The 17,820-nt window shown below is 39.6% G+C and carries 17 protein-coding genes; 14 read left to right on the top strand and 3 right to left on the bottom strand.

Annotated elements, in window-relative coordinates; translation table 11 throughout:
• Window positions 1-19: 19 nt before the first annotated feature.
• The 10 genes from yqeC (at window position 20) to EO114_RS02945 (ending at window position 8,390) form a co-directional block, all read left to right on the top strand.
• On the top strand, window positions 20-775 hold the full coding sequence (gene yqeC, locus EO114_RS02990; protein WP_127061456.1) for a selenium cofactor biosynthesis protein YqeC: 756 nt from the start codon (window positions 20-22) through the stop codon (window positions 773-775).
• Entirely contained in the window at window positions 766-1,419 is a 654-nt protein-coding gene (locus EO114_RS02985) for an NTP transferase domain-containing protein (RefSeq protein ID WP_127061454.1), read from the top strand. Before yqeC ends, EO114_RS02985 begins: the two co-directional genes overlap by 10 nt.
• Window positions 1,394-2,197, top strand: a complete 804-nt coding sequence (gene yqeB / locus EO114_RS02980) for a selenium-dependent molybdenum cofactor biosynthesis protein YqeB (protein WP_127061452.1) — start codon at window positions 1,394-1,396, stop codon at window positions 2,195-2,197. The genes EO114_RS02985 and yqeB overlap by 26 nt, the downstream gene beginning before the upstream one ends.
• 4 nt (window positions 2,198-2,201) lie before the next feature.
• Window positions 2,202-2,927, top strand: a complete 726-nt coding sequence (locus EO114_RS02975) for an XdhC family protein (RefSeq protein WP_127061450.1) — start codon at window positions 2,202-2,204, stop codon at window positions 2,925-2,927.
• Window positions 2,917-3,231, top strand: coding sequence for an XdhC family protein (locus EO114_RS02970; RefSeq protein ID WP_127061448.1), 315 nt, complete (start codon window positions 2,917-2,919; stop codon window positions 3,229-3,231). Before EO114_RS02975 ends, EO114_RS02970 begins: the two co-directional genes overlap by 11 nt.
• A gap of 102 nt (window positions 3,232-3,333) precedes the next feature.
• Window positions 3,334-4,161, top strand: a complete 828-nt coding sequence (gene cdaA, locus EO114_RS02965; RefSeq protein WP_009353264.1) for a diadenylate cyclase CdaA — start codon at window positions 3,334-3,336, stop codon at window positions 4,159-4,161.
• Complete coding sequence (locus EO114_RS02960; RefSeq protein WP_009353358.1) at window positions 4,158-5,087, top strand: YbbR-like domain-containing protein; 930 nt, start codon at window positions 4,158-4,160, stop codon at window positions 5,085-5,087. Before cdaA ends, EO114_RS02960 begins: the two co-directional genes overlap by 4 nt.
• A 9-nt stretch (window positions 5,088-5,096) precedes the next feature.
• A complete protein-coding gene (locus EO114_RS02955; RefSeq protein WP_127061446.1) occupies window positions 5,097-6,710 on the top strand; it encodes an NAD(P)/FAD-dependent oxidoreductase in 1,614 nt (537 codons plus the stop codon).
• Window positions 6,703-8,049 (top strand): phosphoglucosamine mutase, encoded by a 1,347-nt coding sequence (gene glmM / locus EO114_RS02950; protein ID WP_127061444.1) that lies wholly within the window; start codon window positions 6,703-6,705, stop codon window positions 8,047-8,049. Before EO114_RS02955 ends, glmM begins: the two co-directional genes overlap by 8 nt.
• The gene (locus EO114_RS02945; protein WP_126940393.1) at window positions 8,049-8,390 is read left to right on the top strand and encodes a hypothetical protein; all 342 of its coding nucleotides are present in this window, start codon (window positions 8,049-8,051) and stop codon (window positions 8,388-8,390) included. Before glmM ends, EO114_RS02945 begins: the two co-directional genes overlap by 1 nt.
• A 150-nt stretch (window positions 8,391-8,540) precedes the next feature.
• Here EO114_RS02945 and EO114_RS02940 read toward each other — a convergent pair whose 3' ends face one another.
• Both EO114_RS02940 and EO114_RS02935 read right to left on the bottom strand, forming a co-directional pair.
• Window positions 8,541-9,476, bottom strand: coding sequence for a hypothetical protein (locus EO114_RS02940; RefSeq protein WP_062401631.1), 936 nt, complete (start codon window positions 9,474-9,476; stop codon window positions 8,541-8,543).
• A gap of 71 nt (window positions 9,477-9,547) precedes the next feature.
• Window positions 9,548-10,444: a helix-turn-helix domain-containing protein gene (locus tag EO114_RS02935; protein ID WP_164723751.1), complete on the bottom strand. Its 897-nt coding sequence runs from the start codon at window positions 10,442-10,444 to the stop codon at window positions 9,548-9,550.
• Window positions 10,445-10,618: 174 nt separating this feature from the next.
• On the opposite strand from EO114_RS02935, the gene EO114_RS02930 reads away from it, so the two are divergent.
• From EO114_RS02930 to EO114_RS02910, 4 genes are all read left to right on the top strand, one after another.
• A complete protein-coding gene (locus EO114_RS02930) occupies window positions 10,619-11,236 on the top strand; it encodes a site-2 protease family protein (RefSeq protein WP_127061440.1) in 618 nt (205 codons plus the stop codon).
• 150 nt (window positions 11,237-11,386) lie between these two features.
• Complete coding sequence (locus tag EO114_RS02925; RefSeq protein ID WP_127061438.1) at window positions 11,387-12,103, top strand: DUF4198 domain-containing protein; 717 nt, start codon at window positions 11,387-11,389, stop codon at window positions 12,101-12,103.
• A 1,094-nt stretch (window positions 12,104-13,197) separates the two neighbouring features.
• Entirely contained in the window at window positions 13,198-15,342 is a 2,145-nt protein-coding gene (gene cooS / locus EO114_RS02915) for an anaerobic carbon-monoxide dehydrogenase catalytic subunit (RefSeq protein ID WP_127061436.1), read from the top strand.
• Between the two features lie 206 nt (window positions 15,343-15,548).
• Complete coding sequence (locus EO114_RS02910) at window positions 15,549-16,760, top strand: ISL3 family transposase (RefSeq protein ID WP_127061433.1); 1,212 nt, start codon at window positions 15,549-15,551, stop codon at window positions 16,758-16,760.
• 177 nt (window positions 16,761-16,937) lie between these two features.
• On the opposite strand, the gene EO114_RS02905 is transcribed toward EO114_RS02910, so the two are convergent.
• Window positions 16,938-17,820: Fic family protein (locus EO114_RS02905; protein WP_164723750.1), on the bottom strand; the 883-nt coding region annotated here is incomplete at its 5' end.

Here is a 17,820-nt window from a genome sequence, read left to right as displayed (position 1 = left end):
TAACAATAGGAGATTTGAGATGAGTGATAGGCAGTATTGGGAGTCCTTACTAGAACCTGGAATACTTGCTGTCGTAGGGGCTGGTGGTAAAACAACAGTGGTATCTAAATTAGGTGCTGTGGCAGTTAGTCTAAAGCGACCCGTAGTGGTAACGACTACAACAAAGATGGGATCGGAACAAGTGGCTCCTTGGAATCCTTATTATGGAGATGATCTAGCACTAGGAGAGTCTCATATTGTAGAACAAGTGAAATATGGTCAGATGGGGTCTTGGTTCCAAGCGGTAGCAGGTCACAAAGTAGTAGGTCTAGAACCGGAATTACTGGACACATTACATGATCATCATCCAGATTGGTCCATTGTCGTTGAGGCAGATGGGGCGAAAACTAAATGGTTGAAAGCCCCGAAGCCTCACGAACCAGTGATACCGACTAACACGGTGACTACCATTGCAGTAGTCAATATGCAGGTCTTAGGCAAACCGCTCACAGAGGACTATGTGCATCGCATAGAAGAAGTGCAGGATATCATGGATATTCCACTAGGGGATAGGATAACTCCAGAAGGAGTTGTAAGACTGCTACGACACGAACAAGGTGTCTTTCAATATGCTCGGGGGAAACGAATCGTATTCTGTACAGGTTGTGATACGGTGGATTCAACAGTGGTGGATGCATTTTTACAAGCTTTGCAATCCCTTTCATTGCACAAAGTGGTGTTGGCTAATGGATATCGTGAAAATTGTTGCATACAAAGGATACTAACATGGCAATAGGATGTGTATTATTAGGGGCTGGACAATCGAAACGTATGGGATGTGCTAAGCAATTGTTGACCTATCAAGGACATACTTTACTAGAGAGTGCCCTCTCGAAGTATAGCAGGATACGACCTCTAGCGGTGGTTATTGACCCATGTATGGGTGTGGAGGATATGGTGCATAAGGTGCAGGGGATTCCTGTGCCTAATGAGCATCCACAATGGGGGCAAGGTACATCTATCCGATTAGGAGTAGAGGCCTTATTGCAATGGGAACATACACAGAAAGAACGTTTAGAGGCAATCGTATGTGGTGTGATTGACCAACCTCTATTGAATGTGCAAGTCATTGACGACTTGTGTAACACTTTCAGAGATATTGGCGACGAGAAAGCCATTGTACAGCCACAGTATGGACCGAACCAAGAACGAGGTAATCCCGTAGTATTTGGAAGATATTGGGCGGATGCATTACGCTTAATTCCTGGAGATATGGGAGGGCGTGTCATTTTGAGAGGTGAAGGAGCTCCTCATGTTACATATGTATGGCTTGAAAGGCAATGTACTATGCATAGTGGTATAGATGTTGATACGAAAGAAGACTATGACCGTATTGTGAGCGAAGGAGGACGTTATGAAACCAATGATTCTCATCCGTAGCGGTGGAGATGTGGCATCTGGCGCTATTTATCGATTGTGGCGAGCAGGGTATCCTGTGGTGATTAATGAAATTGCGATTCCTACCATGATTCGTAGAGAAGTGTCCTATGGGAATGCAGTGCATCGAGGAGAAATGATCTTAGAGCGATTGCGCTCACGTCATGTACCTTTACAAGATGTAGCGAAATTGTTAGCTAGCCGGGAGGCAATTCCTGTGCTCACTGAGCCTTATGAAAACGTACTCACTACGATGAAACCAACCATCGTGGTGGATGCTATTTTGGCGAAGCGAAATGTAGGTACCAAAAAAAGTGATGCTCCTTTAGTCATTGGATGCGGTCCCGGATTCAATGCTGGCAAGGATGTGCATGTTGTAGTTGAAACTATGCGTGGACATACCTTAGGACGATGTATTTATGAGGGTCCAGCTTTAGCCAATACGGGGATTCCTGGCAATGTGGGAGGCTATACTCATGAACGAGTGATAAAGTCCCCAACGGAAGGTCTATTTGTAGCGAAAAGCCATATTGGAGATCAAGTAGAGGCAGGTTCTATCATAGGCTATGTAGAGGATGTACCAGTGCATGCAAAAATTAAAGGTACTTTACGAGGTATCTTAGCCTCTAATATATTAGTAACGAAAGGCTTTAAACTGGCGGATGTGGACGCACGATGTGAAGAGAGCCATTGCTTTACTATATCAGATAAAGCATTAGCTGTCGGCGGTGGTGTGATGGAGGCCATCACTGCTTGGGAATATGAGCAGATAAAGGAGTAGTACCATGAATCTGATTGATATTGCGCAAGAACGTATGGCAAAGGATGAATCATCGTTGATTGTAACGATTTTATCTGGAGAGCGACAAGGCGATAAAGTGATGTATAGCCATACTGGTGACGTGGTGTATGGCAATGCTATTGAAGGCTTTACAGTACCTCAAAGAATAGAGCCACAATTATTTTCTATTGAAGATATGGAATGTTTCCTACAACCAGTAGAAAAAGATCCAGAAGTCCTCATACTAGGGGCTGGTCACGTAAGCCGTTGTGTGGCTGACCAATTTTTATTCATTGGTTGTGGCGTTACCGTAGTGGATGACCGAGCGGAATACTTACAAGAACACTTTTTTGATTCTCGTGTGAAACGAGTGCATTTAGACTTTAAAACATTAAAGGATAATTTGAATCTTCATGCCTATACAGGCATAGTGGTAGTCACTAGAGCTCATGAGTTCGATAGTATATGCTTGCACCAAGTGCGTCATGTGTTGCCAACTTATGTGGGTGTGATGGGCAGTCAAAAACGCATTTTCCATGCTTTTGAAGTGTTGAAAGAAGAAGGTTGGATACAGCAAGAGCTAGATATGTTATATGGTCCTATTGGATTAGATTTAGGAGCCCAAACTCCAGAAGAGATAGCACTATCCATCGTAGCAGAATACATGGCGGTGTCCTATCGTAAACAAGGCGGTTTTTTATCGAAAAAGAGGTATGCACATGAAGTATGAGTTTATAGAATATCTACAACAACATAAGCAAGATACAGTGGCAGTGACAACGATTTTAAAAACTCATGGCTCCACACCACGTAAAGCGGGTACTACTATGATAGTGCATCCTGATGGATCTATTTTTGGCACCATTGGTGGTGGCCGTGCGGAAAATGAAATTCGTTTGAGTGCGGTAGATGCATTAAAAAAGAAAGAACGTTTTCGTCGTATTTATGTGGATTTGAACGATGATGTGGCGATTAAAGAAGGTATGGTCTGTGGCGGTAACATGGATGTACTCATCGAAACTTACCATGTATAACCAATAGGTTTACTAGAAAAAAATACCAATATAGGATACAATAAAAGGGTACATGCATGAGCATGTACCCTTATTTGTATTAGAAAGGATAGGAGATATTCTATGCTGTTTCAATTACAAACTACATTAGCCACATTACGGTTCTTAGATATCGTAGATATTATATTTGTAGCGACGCTATTTTATTGGTTATATCGTCTAGTTAAAAATACAAGAGCCTTAGGTTTATTAAAAGGCTTGGGCGTGTTAGTTGTTCTTAATATTGTGGCACACTTCATGGGTTTGCATACTATAAGCTGGATTATGCAACAAAGTGTGGCAGTACTTATGATTGCGTTACCCATTGTGTTTCAGCCAGAATTACGACGCCTCTTGGAACAATTGGGTAGTGGTACTGGATTTTTCTCATCCCGTACTAAAATTTCTAAAGAAGAACTCACATCCATTGTGAAAGAAGTAGTCATTGCTTGCCGTAGTATGTCTCGTCGCAAGATAGGGGCTCTCATGGTTTTTGAAAGAAATATGAAATTAGACGTATTATCTATGCAAGGGACTCGTATTGACGGGCTCGTGACTAGTGAATTGTTGATGAATTTATTTTATCCTAAATCTCCTCTCCATGATGGAGCAGTGATTATTCGTAATGGTCGTATTGAGACTGCCGCAAGCTTACTTCCAGTAAGTCAAAATCGTGATGTGAGTAAAGAATTGGGTACACGACACCGTTCAGCCTTGGGGCAAAGTGAAGAAAGCGATGCCTTAGTGGTAGTGGTTAGCGAAGAGACGGGGCAAATTTCTTATGCCTTAGGAGGGCAGATTCACCGTGGTGTCACAGAAGATACGTTGCGCACAGTTATGTTGTCCTTATTGGAGCCAACACCAAGTGCAGTCAGTTCTTTACTTAAGATAAAACGAGGTGAATCGAAATGATGCATTGGATAGTAGGATTAAAACATAATTGGGGAATGAAATTATTTTGCTTATTTTGCGCTATTGGTATGTGGGTGTATGTCATGAAGGATCAAAACCCTATCATTGAAATGACCTATACCGTACCAGTACAAGTGCAAAACTTGGATCCCAACTATTTAGTAGAAGGTGTACCTACGGAAGTGCGTGTCCATTTACGAGGACCTCGCAATGCTATCTTTGATATTAATCCGTCTGTACTGAAAGCCTATGTAAATTTAAAGAATGCTCATGTAGGACAGGAAAATATAGCTATTAACTTTACGGCACCTACAGGGACTTTCATTGACAGTATGACCCCTGAAAATGTGACCGTTACGGTGGATGAATATATGGTAAAAGAATTGCAAGTGCAGGCACAACCATTGGGGACAGTGCCTAATGACATTGCCATTAAAGAGTCTAAAATTATGCCTACGACGGTAACTATTGCGGGGCCAGCTCACCTTGTGAGCAAGGCTACCTATGCGGTGATTCGGATTAATTTAGACAAACATCGTGAAAGCTTTACTGAAGTAGGGGAAATTCTGCCAGTAGATACATCTGGAAATGTGGTAGAAGGCCTTACTGTTACACCAAAGGGAGCTCAAATTCAATATGATTTAGAGCGTATTCGTATGGAGAAAAAAGTACCTGTTCAAGCCAATGTAGTAGGTAATGTACCAGTTGGATATACAGTGAAACGAGTGGTAGTGGAACCAAAAGAATTGACGATTGTAGGAAAAGAATCCATTTTAAATGGTATTGATGGAGTGAAAACCATTGATATTCCAGTCAATGGCGCTACAGGTAGTTTTACGGGGAACTATAGCTTTGTATTACCAGAAGGTGTGGCTACGTCGACAGACCGAGTTGTAGTAAAAGTAGAAATAGAACCTCATATGTAGGAGATAGTCATGTTACGTATCATAAATTTTCGGATACCCGTACAAGATGCTGAACGGTTAGAAGAATTATTGATTAAAAAATATAGCCCTTTACAAGGACGTATTACAGCGATTCATGTGGTACGACGGGCTGTGGATGCGAGAAAGAAACCGCATATTACTTTTGTGTACACTATGTTCTTAGAAGTAGACCAAGAACAACAATTGATAAAAAAATTAAGTCGGTATAAAGATATTACTTTGATGGAACCTGAAATGCCGGAACCTATTGTGCGTGGTACTATGCCTATGCAACATCGACCAGTGGTGGTAGGTTTTGGACCGGCAGGAATGCTAGCTGCCTTTTACTTAGCGCGAGAAGGGTATCGTCCTATTGTGTTAGAACGAGGTCAAGATGTAGACCAACGTACTTTAGATGTAGAACAGTTTTGGGAAAAAGGTATTTTCAAACCCGAATCGAATGTACAGTTTGGTGAAGGTGGAGCAGGTACCTTTTCAGACGGTAAATTAACCACTCGTGTAACCCATCCAAGACTTCATGAGATTGCTACGTACTTTGTAGAATTTGGAGCTCCTGAAGAAATTTTATATAAACATAAACCTCATGTAGGAACAGATATTTTGCGCCATATGGTAAAAGCTATGCGACAGCAGATTATTGCATGGGGTGGAGAAGTTCGTTTTGGTGCGCAAGTCACAGATATTGAATTACAAGACCAAGCTGTCACTAGTGTTGTCATTAATGGAACAGAACGAATCCCTGCAGATATTGTGATGTTAGGAGTTGGTCATAGTGCGCGCGATACCTATCGTATGCTCTATGACAGAGGTGTTCATTTAGAAGGGAAATCCTTTGCTATCGGTGTTCGTATCGAGCATGATCAAGATGTGATCGATACGTCACAATATGGAGTGCATCCAGCAGATATTGGATTAGGAGCTGCAGAATATTCCTTGGTGTATCACGATAAAGAACAAGATCGTTCTTGCTATAGTTTCTGTATGTGCCCAGGAGGACAAGTGGTTGCCAGCGCGTCCGAAGAGGGAGGCGTTGTGACCAATGGTATGAGTTTATACGCTCGTGACAGTGGGATTGCGAATAGTGCGTTGGTGGTTACTGTAGGCCCTCGTGATTTTGGAGACCATCCATTAGCTGGGGTGGACTTTCAACGAAAATGGGAAGAACAAGCTTTTATCGTGGGAGGGCGCAATTACCATGCACCAATTCAGACGGTAGGTCACTTCTTAGGTCGTACAGAGGCAAATGATGTACAGCGTAAAGCTTACAGTTATGAGCCTGGTGTGACACCAGCAGATATTCGTCAATGTTTGCCAGACTATGTGACGAATACATTAGCAGAGGCGTTGCCATATTTTGGACGACGCATTCAAGGGTTTGATGCGGACCATGTGTGTATGACTGGGGTGGAAACACGAACATCAGCACCGCTTCGCATCGTACGAGATGAACATAGACTTTCACAGTCCACGAAGGGATTATATCCTATCGGGGAAGGTGCAGGCTATGCAGGAGGCATCATGAGTGCCGCTTTAGATGGGGCAGAAACTGCCATACTAATTATGAATACATATGGCCCTTTGAAAGGAGATCATCATGAGTAGATTATTCGGTACAGATGGGGTACGAGGTTTAGTCAATGAATTTTTAACGCCTGAGTTGGCCTATCATTTAGGTCGAGCAGCGGCGTCTTATTTTGGTCAATCCGTAGAACGTCCAACCTTCTTAATTGGACGTGATACACGTATTTCTGGAGGTATGCTAGAAAATGCCTTAGCCTCTGGTATTTGCGCAGTAGGCGGTGATGTGATTATTTTAGGAGAAGCACCGACCCCTGCTATTGCGTACCTAGTCCGTCAAAAAGGTTGTACTGCAGGGGTTGTGATTTCTGCATCCCATAATCCGTATCCAGATAATGGTATCAAATTCTTTGATGGTAATGGATTTAAATTGCCAGATGCCGTAGAAGATGAAATTGAAAAGCTATGTACAGCTAGCGCAGATGATTGCTTGCCACGTCCAACAGATGGAGATATTGGACGGATTACATATCATCAAGACTGGGTGGAAGAATATGTGAACTTCGTAGTATCTACTAGCGATACCTTAACGGGGTTGAAAGTTGTCTATGACGGAGCTCATGGGGCAGCTTCTTATGTGGGCCCTAAGATTCTTCGCCAATTAGGGGCAGAGGTAGTAGCTATCAATGTAGAGCCAACTGGTACGAATATCAACGATAATGCAGGATCTACTCATTTAGAAGGCTTGCAAGAGGCGGTGCTTCGTGAAGGCGCACAAGTGGGGATTGCCAATGATGGTGATGCAGACCGCTGCTTGATGGTGGATGAAAAAGGTCAAGTCTTAGACGGTGACCAAATCATGTTACTTTGCGGTTTACATTTGAAAGAACAAGGTAAACTAAAAGACAATATGATCGTAGGCACAGTGATGAGCAATATCGGCTTTCACAAGGCGGCAAAAGAATTGGGTATGCAAACATGCAGCACTGCTGTAGGGGACCGTTATGTGTTGGAAAAAATGCTCGCTGATGGATACTCTATTGGTGGCGAACAATCGGGACATGTCATCTTTTTAGATTACAATAGTACTGGTGATGGTTTATTGACAGCGGTACAAACCTTGTCCATAATGAAAGAAAAAGGAAAATCCCTATCTGAACTAGCTGGTTTGATGACGAAATACCCACAATTGTTGGTGAATGTACGCGTCTTAACTAAAGCAGGTTGGGAAACGAATACAGCCATCCAAGATGTTATTCGTGAAGCAGAAGAAGAACTGGGTGCTAATGGTCGTATCTTAGTGCGTCCATCTGGTACTGAGCCATTGATTCGCGTTATGGCGGAAGGTCCGGAGCAAGAACAATTGGATGAATTATGCCATCGTATTGGACATGTAATCCGCATTGAACAAGGAGAAGCCTAATGTTTCGGTTAGTGACGGATGAAGAAACCTATGAACAGGGAACTTGGCACGATGTAGAGAAGGTATTACATCAAATTGTAGCAGATGAACGCGTGTTCTTTAGTTTGTTTTGGGACACACCAAAAGAAAACTGCCACTTTGTCCAAGCTATTATGGATGAAGATCATCCAGATCAATTAAATCTGGAAATTGCTTTAGATATAGACGGATATAATCACATGTATGTAAAACGATATGTCACTACAAAGTGGTGTATAGAGACTTTACAATCCATGGATAGAGAGAGTCGTATACCAGATGTAACCGATTGGGAGTTTGTTGGAGCATTTCCACAAGGATAGACTTTTACATATACAAAAGAGGAAAGTTGATAATTTTTAATCAACTTTCCTCTATTTTATTTACGGGCTATTTTATTTACGGGCTATTTTGTTACAGTCCTATTTTGTTAGGAACTAGTTTGTTATATTTTTGCATAGTTTAGTTATAGATTATTCTGCAATCGGTGCTTGTAATAATTGATTGCCTGTATCCATGCCAACTGGAGCAGGACTTACCAAATATAAGCAAAGCACGATGAGGATGGTTAAACCGATGATTAACCAAGAGAATTTGCCAGACTTACTGAATCCGTAGTATCCAAACATGCGGATACCGAAGGCACAACCAACGGCAGCAATTAAGGAAGCCAAGGAGAATTGGTTTTCCAGTACAAACAGAACCATGGTACCAGCAAAAGCACCGATTACTGTGACCATAGGCACAATGCGATCAAATGGAGATAGGAAATTTCGTTTTACCCCATGAATATAGGAGGAGATTTCCAATCCGAATAGACCTAATAGTAAGGATAAGGATGGCCAAATAGCAGTCCAGGATTGACGCATAGCATAGCGATTAGCCCCTGCATAGTAAGCAAACCAAGTTAAGCCCAACATGGCAATACCTACCAAAAGGAAGTACCATGTATCAGGAATATGACGGTATGATAAGACACCAACAATAGTCCAACCAGCCGCAAGTAAGGAGGAAACTCCAATTTGTCTTAGGCTAGGACGCTCTGCTTGTGGAATGCGTTTGTATAAGGCTGCACCTAATTCCAAGATAAAGAAGAAAATAAATAAACCGATAGATAAGTGCGGAGATACGAGACTTAATCCAAAAGAGATAACAAGAGGGATCGCTAGCTTCCAACCTGGAAAGAAGGTCAACTCTTTAAAATCTAATCGTACATCCTGTGTTTCTAAGGTGAATGTATTATACAAAGTGAATGTCAACATAAATGACACAACCTCTACTGGTGTAGCACCCCAATATAATAGGGTCGGTACTAGTAAGAATGAGATGGTAATCCCCGTAAACCGGGAGATAAACGCTGCTACGATACCTATCGTAAAGTAAGGTAGTAGGGCAAAGATATACTCCATGATGAACTCCTTTTCAAATAATGATAGACTTACTTTTAGTATACGTTACTTTAGAGCGCATAGCAAGGATATCAATGGATAGATTTTTCTTTAGGTAATATATCTTTTACAATGCGACGAATCGTTTCTGGATGGCATCCGTAATGGGTGGCAATTTCAGCTATGGAAAGTCCTTCTCGTTGGTGGAAGGTCTGTATAGCATGGGCGAAGTCGCGGATACGTCGTGCTTTTTGATAGACCCCATGACGGATTAATAGATTACGAATAGTATGATACTTAGTCTGATAGGTGCTCGCTAATTGTTGTAAGGAGGTACCTTGTACATAGTCAGAAATAATGGAGTATGTAGGAAGTTGATCTTTATTCCCACGTAATATAATCCCTTGTTCTCGTAATCTCGAGGCAATGGTAGAGGCTTTGACATCATATAGTTTACCAATATGAATGGTAGAGAGTTTGTGTTGTGTATAGAGATGACAAATATCATCGATAGGTAAGTCAATGCGTTTCATACTATTTCGAAGAGGAATACCATGACGTTGTAAGATATGAATAATCGTAGAAGGTGCCACCTGTAATTCTCGACCAATCATGGCGGCACTAGATCCTTTATCGTAGGATTCTAGGATATAGGAGATAGGTAATGCTGTTAGGGAAGAACTAGGGCGAGGTTCTTTTAGGTGCCATTCATGTAAACGGCTATAGATGGTTCGAGAGGACACATGAAAGTGCTGGGCGATGGCGTTGATGGATGTACCACTTGTATAGAGTGCAATTAGTTCCTCTTTGGGGATGCAGGGAGTTCTATTGTGAAAAGGAATCTCATAGTCTCGTAGGCGTTGACAAATAGTGCTTTGACTGCAGTGTAATTGCTTGGCAATAGTGCTTGTGCTCATGTGTTTCGTCACATATAGGTGGTATAGTAATTCATAAGGAATGGGAATGATGAACTTTTTTTGCTGCCTCATAAGATGCCTCCTTGTGAAAGATAGATTACTTTCAGTATGCATAGAATGAAGCATGTTGTCTACTCACTGGTAGGAGGGTGTATGACTGGTAGGAAATTTTCTATCACCTATGGAGGAAGGAGACGACTATCGTGTATAATAAAAGGAACAGTTTTAATGATAGAAGGAGATACTATGAAAGATATGATTCATTATATTGCGATGCTGCCAGCTATCGCTATTGCTATATCTATATTTAACTATGCTCAGGCGAAGATGGCCATCCACCTAGGGGATACGACACCGAGACAATGGGGGAGAGATACAATCAATCCCTTTGCTCATATTGATTTACTTGGTATTTTGGTGATGCTCATTGCTAGCGTAGGGTGGAGTAAACCAATTCCATTTTCACCGTATCACTTTAAAAATCCACGGACAGGGATGATACAAATTGCTTTAGCAGGTCTAGGCGCTAATATTTTAGTGGCATTCTTAGCCTATGCTGGTATGTCTGTGGCTATGCAAGTCAGCACAGTGAGCACAGGTTTACAAATGGTTATGTCCTATATTGTGACACTGTGCATCGGATTTGGTGTCTTTAACATGTTACCAGTGCCTGGCTTTATAGGATTTTATGTGCTATTGCAATATGTGCCTTATGAATGGCAAGAAAAATTATTGGGCGCTCAGTTATGGTTCTTTATCGGTATTTTGGTATTGGGACAATTTGGATTCTTAGGAGCCATCATCCGTCCAGTATTTGCAGTGATTTTAGGTGTTTTTGAAAGTATAGTTCAGTTGATTCTATAACAGAATAGTATGCGTTTTTTGTATATATAGATAGTTATTGTATTTGGTTATAGAAATAATTCATAATTAAAAATAAATCTTGCTAGTCATTCTCAGAAGGTGTATAATAAAAGTATTATAAATTTTATATTTCATAGGAGGGTATCCATCATGAAAAAAAGTAAGTTAGCAATTCTTGCATTAGCTTTAGTAGGTGCAGTCTCTGTAGGAGCAAATGCGTCTGCACATGGCGTATGGTTTGCAGAACGTATTGATCAACCAACATTAGTATTAGGGGAAGGTCCTGTAGATAACGGATATATGCCATCTATGGTAAAAAGTTTTGAAGCATATGATGTAGCGTATAATCCGCTAAACGTGAAAGTAATTCCTCATGAGCACAATGTAACTATCGAAAAAAATGAAATGTTAGGCACAACAGCAACTACATTTGACTATGGTTACTTTACAAAAGATAAAGACGGTAAAACGCATAGAGCTATGATGAAAGATGTACCAAATGCGGTAAAATCCACTCATGCAGTAAAATACAATGTAAACTACTGGAATGCAGCAGTAAAACCTGAACGTTTGAATATGCCAATCGAAATCGTTCCAAGTGTTAACCCATTGACATTGCGTAAAGGCGACACTTATGAAATCCAAGTGTTCAAAGATGGCATGCCTTATGCTAACGCTCCATTGATCAAAGACGTTCTCAACGACTTGACTAATGAAAGCCAAGCTGACGCGCAAGGTAAAGCAATGGTTACAGTAGCTGCTAACGGCGTGAACGTAGTAGGCGTAGAAGTAGCATTCCCAACTGAAACAAAAGGAGAACAAACTAAATACTTCTCTAGCTTGTCCTTTACAATTCAACCAGAATAAGATGTCTCTTGTAACGCTATAAAAACTTGTGGCGGTCTTAATTAGATAAAGGAAAGAGCACGGTATACCCCCTCTCAAACGGTATTTCATAATGTTTGTTCGGGGGCACACCGTGCTCTTTTTTGTTTGTCTTATTTAGTCAGTATGATCGGCCACAAGTTTTCTACGCGTAACTGCGTTCCTTTGGGAAAAAGCAAATCATTATATAAACGATTTGCTAAATTTTGCGCTATAATAAAACTTGAAGAGTCATCAACGTGAGTTGGGCTCATCTCTTCCTATTATGGGGGGAGGTGGTACTATGACGAAGTATGAAGAGATTAGTTTAATCATTTCTATTTTGACATTGGTAGTTAACATCATTACCTTATATAAGTAAGCAATGAAAACGCCTAACGTAAAAGAGGTCTCTCACACCTCAACACGTTAGGCATCATCACTTTTAAAGTTGTTTGAGATGAGCCTAACGCCGTTCACACGTTGATGGCTCTTCTTTATATATATATATATATTTTAGCATACTTTTAGAAAAAATACTACCTGTATCTACGTACTTTAGTGTGGAATCTTAAGGTATTTTAGTAGGCCTTTATCCATCTGTTCGTGACTCAAGCTCTTGAAAGCTATCCCGTACTTGATGAGCAAATCTTGCTAGCCATTAGCATAGAAAATAAAAAAGCCATTGCCGTTGCGAACTCTCTTATAAATTATACATATGGAATGTTAGCGTGTTTAGTACTGCTTGCGGATAATAATTCATATAAAACAATATCTAAATATATTATTCTATAGATTAAAGAGTTTAATTCCTGCAATTTACGGGAATTAAACTCTTTTGCTTTGTGAAGGAAAACTGAAAATATCGAATTTGATAAATATAGTAAATGCAGCCTTTCTTGATAAAAATGAGTCAAAAAAATCTCAAAAAGTAATTGACAGATGTCTAGTCAGAGAATATACTTAAGGTAATTTAAAACCTATTTAGGAGTAGGGTTTAAAACCTACAAGTATAGTGTTTTAAAAATCGAAATAAAAGTAGAATATGTTTTCATGTTATTGATGGTTGGCCTATGTAGGCCCCTAGGAGGTTCATTATGAGTAAAGATGTGGAAAACAAAAATACCCATGACCATAGCCATGGCGAACATCATCACCATCATGATCATGACAATCATCATGACCATTGCCATTGTGGCGGTCACCATCACGATCACGACCATGATCACAGTCATGACAAAGCACTACCAACGGATAAATGGGTGCCACACACTCATGAACCAGGCGTGCCTCATGAACATGGTGTAAATGACTACATGAAAGCCGTTGCTGAATATCGAAAAACATGGCCTACCAAACAAGATGTTATCGAACAAACACCAGATCCTGCTGTGCGCGAAATGATTCTCCGCATGGAGCAAATTGGTTGCGATACAGTATTTGATCGTTTTGATAAACAACAACCACAATGTACATTTGGTATTGCTGGTATATGTTGTCGTATCTGTTTCATGGGCCCATGTAAAATTACACCTAAGAGCCCTCGTGGTGTTTGTGGTGCCGATGCTGACCTCATCGTAGCTCGTAATATGACACGTGCTGCTGCAGGTGGTTTGACTCAACATGGTGCGCATGCTCGTGAAATTTTGATTTCTTTGAAAGCTGCTGCTAATGACCAATTGGATATTCCGATTTTAGGGGAAGAAAAAATCCGTACTGTATGTAAGGCTTTCAACATCCCTGAAGAAGGTCGTTCTTTAAAAGAAGTAGCTAATGATTTAGCGGATGTATTGCTCGAAGATTTGAGCCGTGCATTGCCAGGTGAATATAAAACAATTACAGCGTTGGCTCCTGCAGAGCGTCGCGAAGTTTGGAAAAACTTGGATATCTTGCCTGTTTCCGCATACAATGAAGCCTTTGATGCATATCATCGTACAACCGTAGGTACAGATGGCGATTGGGAAAGTAATATGAAACAATTCTTGCGTTGTGGTCTTGCTTTCACATTTACTGGTGTAGTAGCTGCAGATATCGCTACTGATGCATTATTCGGTCAAGGCGGTCGCCGTACATCCAAAGTTAATATTGGTGCTTTGAAAAAAGGTTATGTTAATATAGCTGTTCATGGTCACTTACCAACATTGGTTTCTCAAATTTGTACAATTGGTGCGTCCGAAGAGTATTTAGAAAAAGCAAAAGCTATCGGTGCTAAAGGCATCCAATTCTACGGTATTTGCTGCTCTGGCTTATCCAGTATGTACCGTTATGAAAATGTAATTCCATTGTGTAATGCTATCGGTGCTGAACTTGTACTTGGTACTGGCGCTCTTGATTGCTGGGTAGCTGACGTTCAAGACGTATATCCTGCTATCATGGACGTAGCACGTTGCTTTAACACAAAAGTTATTACTACATCTGATGCAGCTCGTTTGCCAGGTGCTGAGCATATTGGTTACGATCATCACCATACTAACTTATCTGAGACAAAAGAATTGGCGCGCAAAATTTTGGATCGTGCTCTTGAAGCGCATGAATTGCGTAAAGGTATGCCTGTATTCATTCCACCATACGAAATCACTGCAGAAGTTGGCTTCTCTCCAGAATCTACTGTTAAACATTATGGTTCATTCAAACCATTGGCAGAGGCTTTAAAATCTGGCAAAGTTCGTGGTATCGTTAACGTAGTAGGTTGTTCTAACCCTCGCGTTATCTACGAAAAAGCTACTGTAGATATCGTTGATACACTTATTAAAAATGGTTGTATCATCTTAACAAATGGTTGTGCATCCTTCCCATTGATGAAACTTGGTTACTGTAATACAGATGCTATTAAAAAATGTAGTCCTGCATTACAAGAGTTCTTGGGTGATGATCAACCACCAGTATGGCATGTTGGTGAATGTGTAGATAATGCTCGTTCTTCTGGTATCTTTGGTGGTATTGCGGCTGAATTAGGCCTTAACTTACCTCAATTGCCATTTGCTATGTCTAGCCCTGAATGGTCTAACGAAAAAGGTATCGATGCATCCCTTGGCTTCCGCTTGATGGGGATTAATTCTTACCACTGTGTTGAGCCACCTACACAAGGCTCTGATGCTGTAACAAAATGGTTGAAAGAAGACACTAAACACACATTAGGCTCTGTTATGTATGTAAATACTGATCCTGCTAAAGTAGCTGAGAAAATCTTGGCAGATATGGATGAAAAACGCGCTGCTTTAGGTTGGGCTGAAGTAAAATAGTTTATCTTTTGATAAATTATAATTTGTAGTTAAGTATAAAAACACTCTCTATAGATCTTGTAGTTATTATAACGGCTCTATACCAAATGTTGGGGCTACTCATATAAGAGTAGCCACCAACATTTTTTGTTGCAATAAAATAGACATATACAAACTCATACCGTATCATAAAAGTAACCACACAATTAAGGAAGGATGAGTCATATATGTCTACAGTTAATTATACAGAAATTATCTTTAAAATTAAAGAGGAATATATCAAACATACAAGAGTAAATGAGGACGGTTCTATTCATTTTACACTAGAGATGCCAGTAGTTGAGCAAGTATGTCCACATTGTAGAGCATGTACTAGAAAGTCTAAAGGTAAACGCCCTAGAGACATCAAATTTGGCGCTACACAGCATCATACAGTGACTGCAACCTACTTGCAAAGACGTTACAAATGTCAGAAGTGTAATCACACTTTCATAGGAAAGAACCCTTTTGTTTGCCGTTATTTGCGACTTAGTAAAACTAATATGGAATATCTATTTAGACAACTCGGTGAAAAAGGATCTTTCACTGAGATGGCTAAACGTAGTAATGTTTCTGTCTCAACAGTCATTCGGTATTGCTCTAAAATAGCTATTCCAAAGCCTGCGCAATTACCTACTGTACTAGGTATTGATGAATATAAAGGGAATGCTGAGGGGCACGTGTACCAAGTCATCATAACCGATTTGAAGAATCATTCTGTAGTGGATATTTTACCTAAGCGAGATACACGTGCTCTTATCCAATATTTCAAAATCTTTTCTAAAGAAGCTAGAGAACAGGTTAAATACATCGTTATGGATATGTCTCCATTATTTAGGTTAGTGATGCAAACTATGTTCCCTCATGCACATATTGTAGCAGATCGTTATCATGTATGTCGCTTGGTGGACTGGGCTCTTGAGCGTGTACGTAAGCGTGAGCAAAAGAGACTAGTGGCACACTCTAGAACTCTCAAATATAACCGAAGGGTTCTTATGAAGAATCCTAACAAATTAACTGAAAGCGAGCGAGTAAAGCTGCTAGAAATATTGCGTATATCCAATGATCTACGACGGGCATATGGGCTCAGATTAGCCTTTAGAAAGATATTTAAGACATACAGCATACCTAACATAGAAAGATATATACAGTTATGGTTGAATGCAGTAGATAATAGTCATCTACCAGAGTTTAGCAATTTTAAAACTTCCTTTACCAACTTGTTCCCTCAAATTCTTAATGCCTTTGTATTACCCTATTCCAATGGGTTTACAGAAGGATGTAATAATAATATTAAAGTGTTAAAGAGAATAAGTTATGGGTTACGTCATTTTGAACGCTTCAGAGTTCGTATACTTCTATTAAGCAAAAAGAATAGCACTAGCTATTTAAATAGCTAGTGCTAAGAACATTTCATATGAGCAGCCCCACATTTGGCAAAGAGCCTATTTTTATGTGTAGTGGACTATTAAAAAATATAGTCCAATATAATGAGAGATATATCAGATTAAGTTTTTAAAATAGCATTTTTAGAAACTTAAGTAAGACTAAGTTTTTAAAATAGTAATTTTATATACTTATTCTAGGATTTCTACTAATTTGGTAAAGATGAAAACACTTTTTCTTGGCGATCCCAATTTAGATAGATAACCTAATTCAGTTAATAAATTTAAGGTACTATAAACAGCGGTTTTATTTAATTGTATTTGATTAATAATATCATTAGGAGTAACACGCAATTTATAAAAAATAAAATCTATAATTTGTATGTGTTCTGTTTTTTTTACATGTTCTATCATTTCTTTATAGAGAGAAATAATATTTTGGGCAGACTGAATATGAAGTTTGCTTTCTACTTCGACACCATAAAGAAAGAATGTAATCCATTCTCCCCATGCTTGATAATAGTTAGATGAGTCAATATCAGATTGAGAGATATTATGAAGACATTCTTTATATTTGTTGTCATTGGCAGCAAAATAACGACTTATGTAAAAAACAGGATACGGAATAGAACCTTTAATAAATAGGTATAAAGGGATTAATAGACGTCCAACACGACCATTACCATCTTTAAATGGATGAATCATTTCAAATTGTGCATGTATAATTGCGATTGCTATTAAATTTGTAATTTCATCAGCAGTATTAATGTAATTAACTAAATTCTCAATATATTCATTAGTTAGGTAAGGTGGCAAAGGTGTGAAATTACCAAGAGTATTATTTGCTATATAATTTTGTTCTGTTTTAAATTGGCCAGGAGCTTTAGATGCACCTCGTACATTATCAGATAATAATACTTTATGGAGTGCACAAATCATATTTTTGGTAATAGAAATATCTTTTTCTTTAAATTCTGCAAAAGCATATCGTATGGCAGTAATGTATTTTTCTATTTCTTTTATATCTTTTTTAATGATTTCAGTAGATGGGGTGTTATTTAAATCATGGTGGTTT

The organism is Veillonella sp. 3627 (genome assembly GCF_003992195.1).
Classification (GTDB): Bacteria; Bacillota; Negativicutes; order Veillonellales; family Veillonellaceae; genus F0422.
The sequence above is the reverse complement of the archived record's forward strand: the minus strand, read 5'-3'. Positions and strand labels throughout refer to the sequence as shown.

Bases quoted from the DNA above. Each gene is read 5' to 3' on its own strand.
- yqeC (WP_127061456.1), top strand. From the start codon at position 20: ATGAGTGATAGGCAGTATTGGGAGTCCTTACTAGAACCTGGAATACTT.
- EO114_RS02985 (WP_127061454.1), top strand. From the start codon at position 766: ATGGCAATAGGATGTGTATTATTAGGGGCTGGACAATCGAAACGTATG.
- yqeB (WP_127061452.1), top strand. From the start codon at position 1,394: ATGAAACCAATGATTCTCATCCGTAGCGGTGGAGATGTGGCATCTGGC.
- EO114_RS02975 (WP_127061450.1), top strand. From the start codon at position 2,202: ATGAATCTGATTGATATTGCGCAAGAACGTATGGCAAAGGATGAATCA.
- EO114_RS02970 (WP_127061448.1), top strand. From the start codon at position 2,917: ATGAAGTATGAGTTTATAGAATATCTACAACAACATAAGCAAGATACA.
- cdaA (WP_009353264.1), top strand. From the start codon at position 3,334: ATGCTGTTTCAATTACAAACTACATTAGCCACATTACGGTTCTTAGAT.
- EO114_RS02960 (WP_009353358.1), top strand. From the start codon at position 4,158: ATGATGCATTGGATAGTAGGATTAAAACATAATTGGGGAATGAAATTA.
- EO114_RS02955 (WP_127061446.1), top strand. From the start codon at position 5,097: ATGTTACGTATCATAAATTTTCGGATACCCGTACAAGATGCTGAACGG.
- glmM (WP_127061444.1), top strand. From the start codon at position 6,703: ATGAGTAGATTATTCGGTACAGATGGGGTACGAGGTTTAGTCAATGAA.
- EO114_RS02945 (WP_126940393.1), top strand. From the start codon at position 8,049: ATGTTTCGGTTAGTGACGGATGAAGAAACCTATGAACAGGGAACTTGG.
- EO114_RS02940 (WP_062401631.1), bottom strand. From the start codon at position 9,476: ATGGAGTATATCTTTGCCCTACTACCTTACTTTACGATAGGTATCGTA.
- EO114_RS02935 (WP_164723751.1), bottom strand. From the start codon at position 10,444: ATGAGGCAGCAAAAAAAGTTCATCATTCCCATTCCTTATGAATTACTA.
- EO114_RS02930 (WP_127061440.1), top strand. From the start codon at position 10,619: ATGAAAGATATGATTCATTATATTGCGATGCTGCCAGCTATCGCTATT.
- EO114_RS02925 (WP_127061438.1), top strand. From the start codon at position 11,387: ATGAAAAAAAGTAAGTTAGCAATTCTTGCATTAGCTTTAGTAGGTGCA.
- cooS (WP_127061436.1), top strand. From the start codon at position 13,198: ATGAGTAAAGATGTGGAAAACAAAAATACCCATGACCATAGCCATGGC.
- EO114_RS02910 (WP_127061433.1), top strand. From the start codon at position 15,549: ATGTCTACAGTTAATTATACAGAAATTATCTTTAAAATTAAAGAGGAA.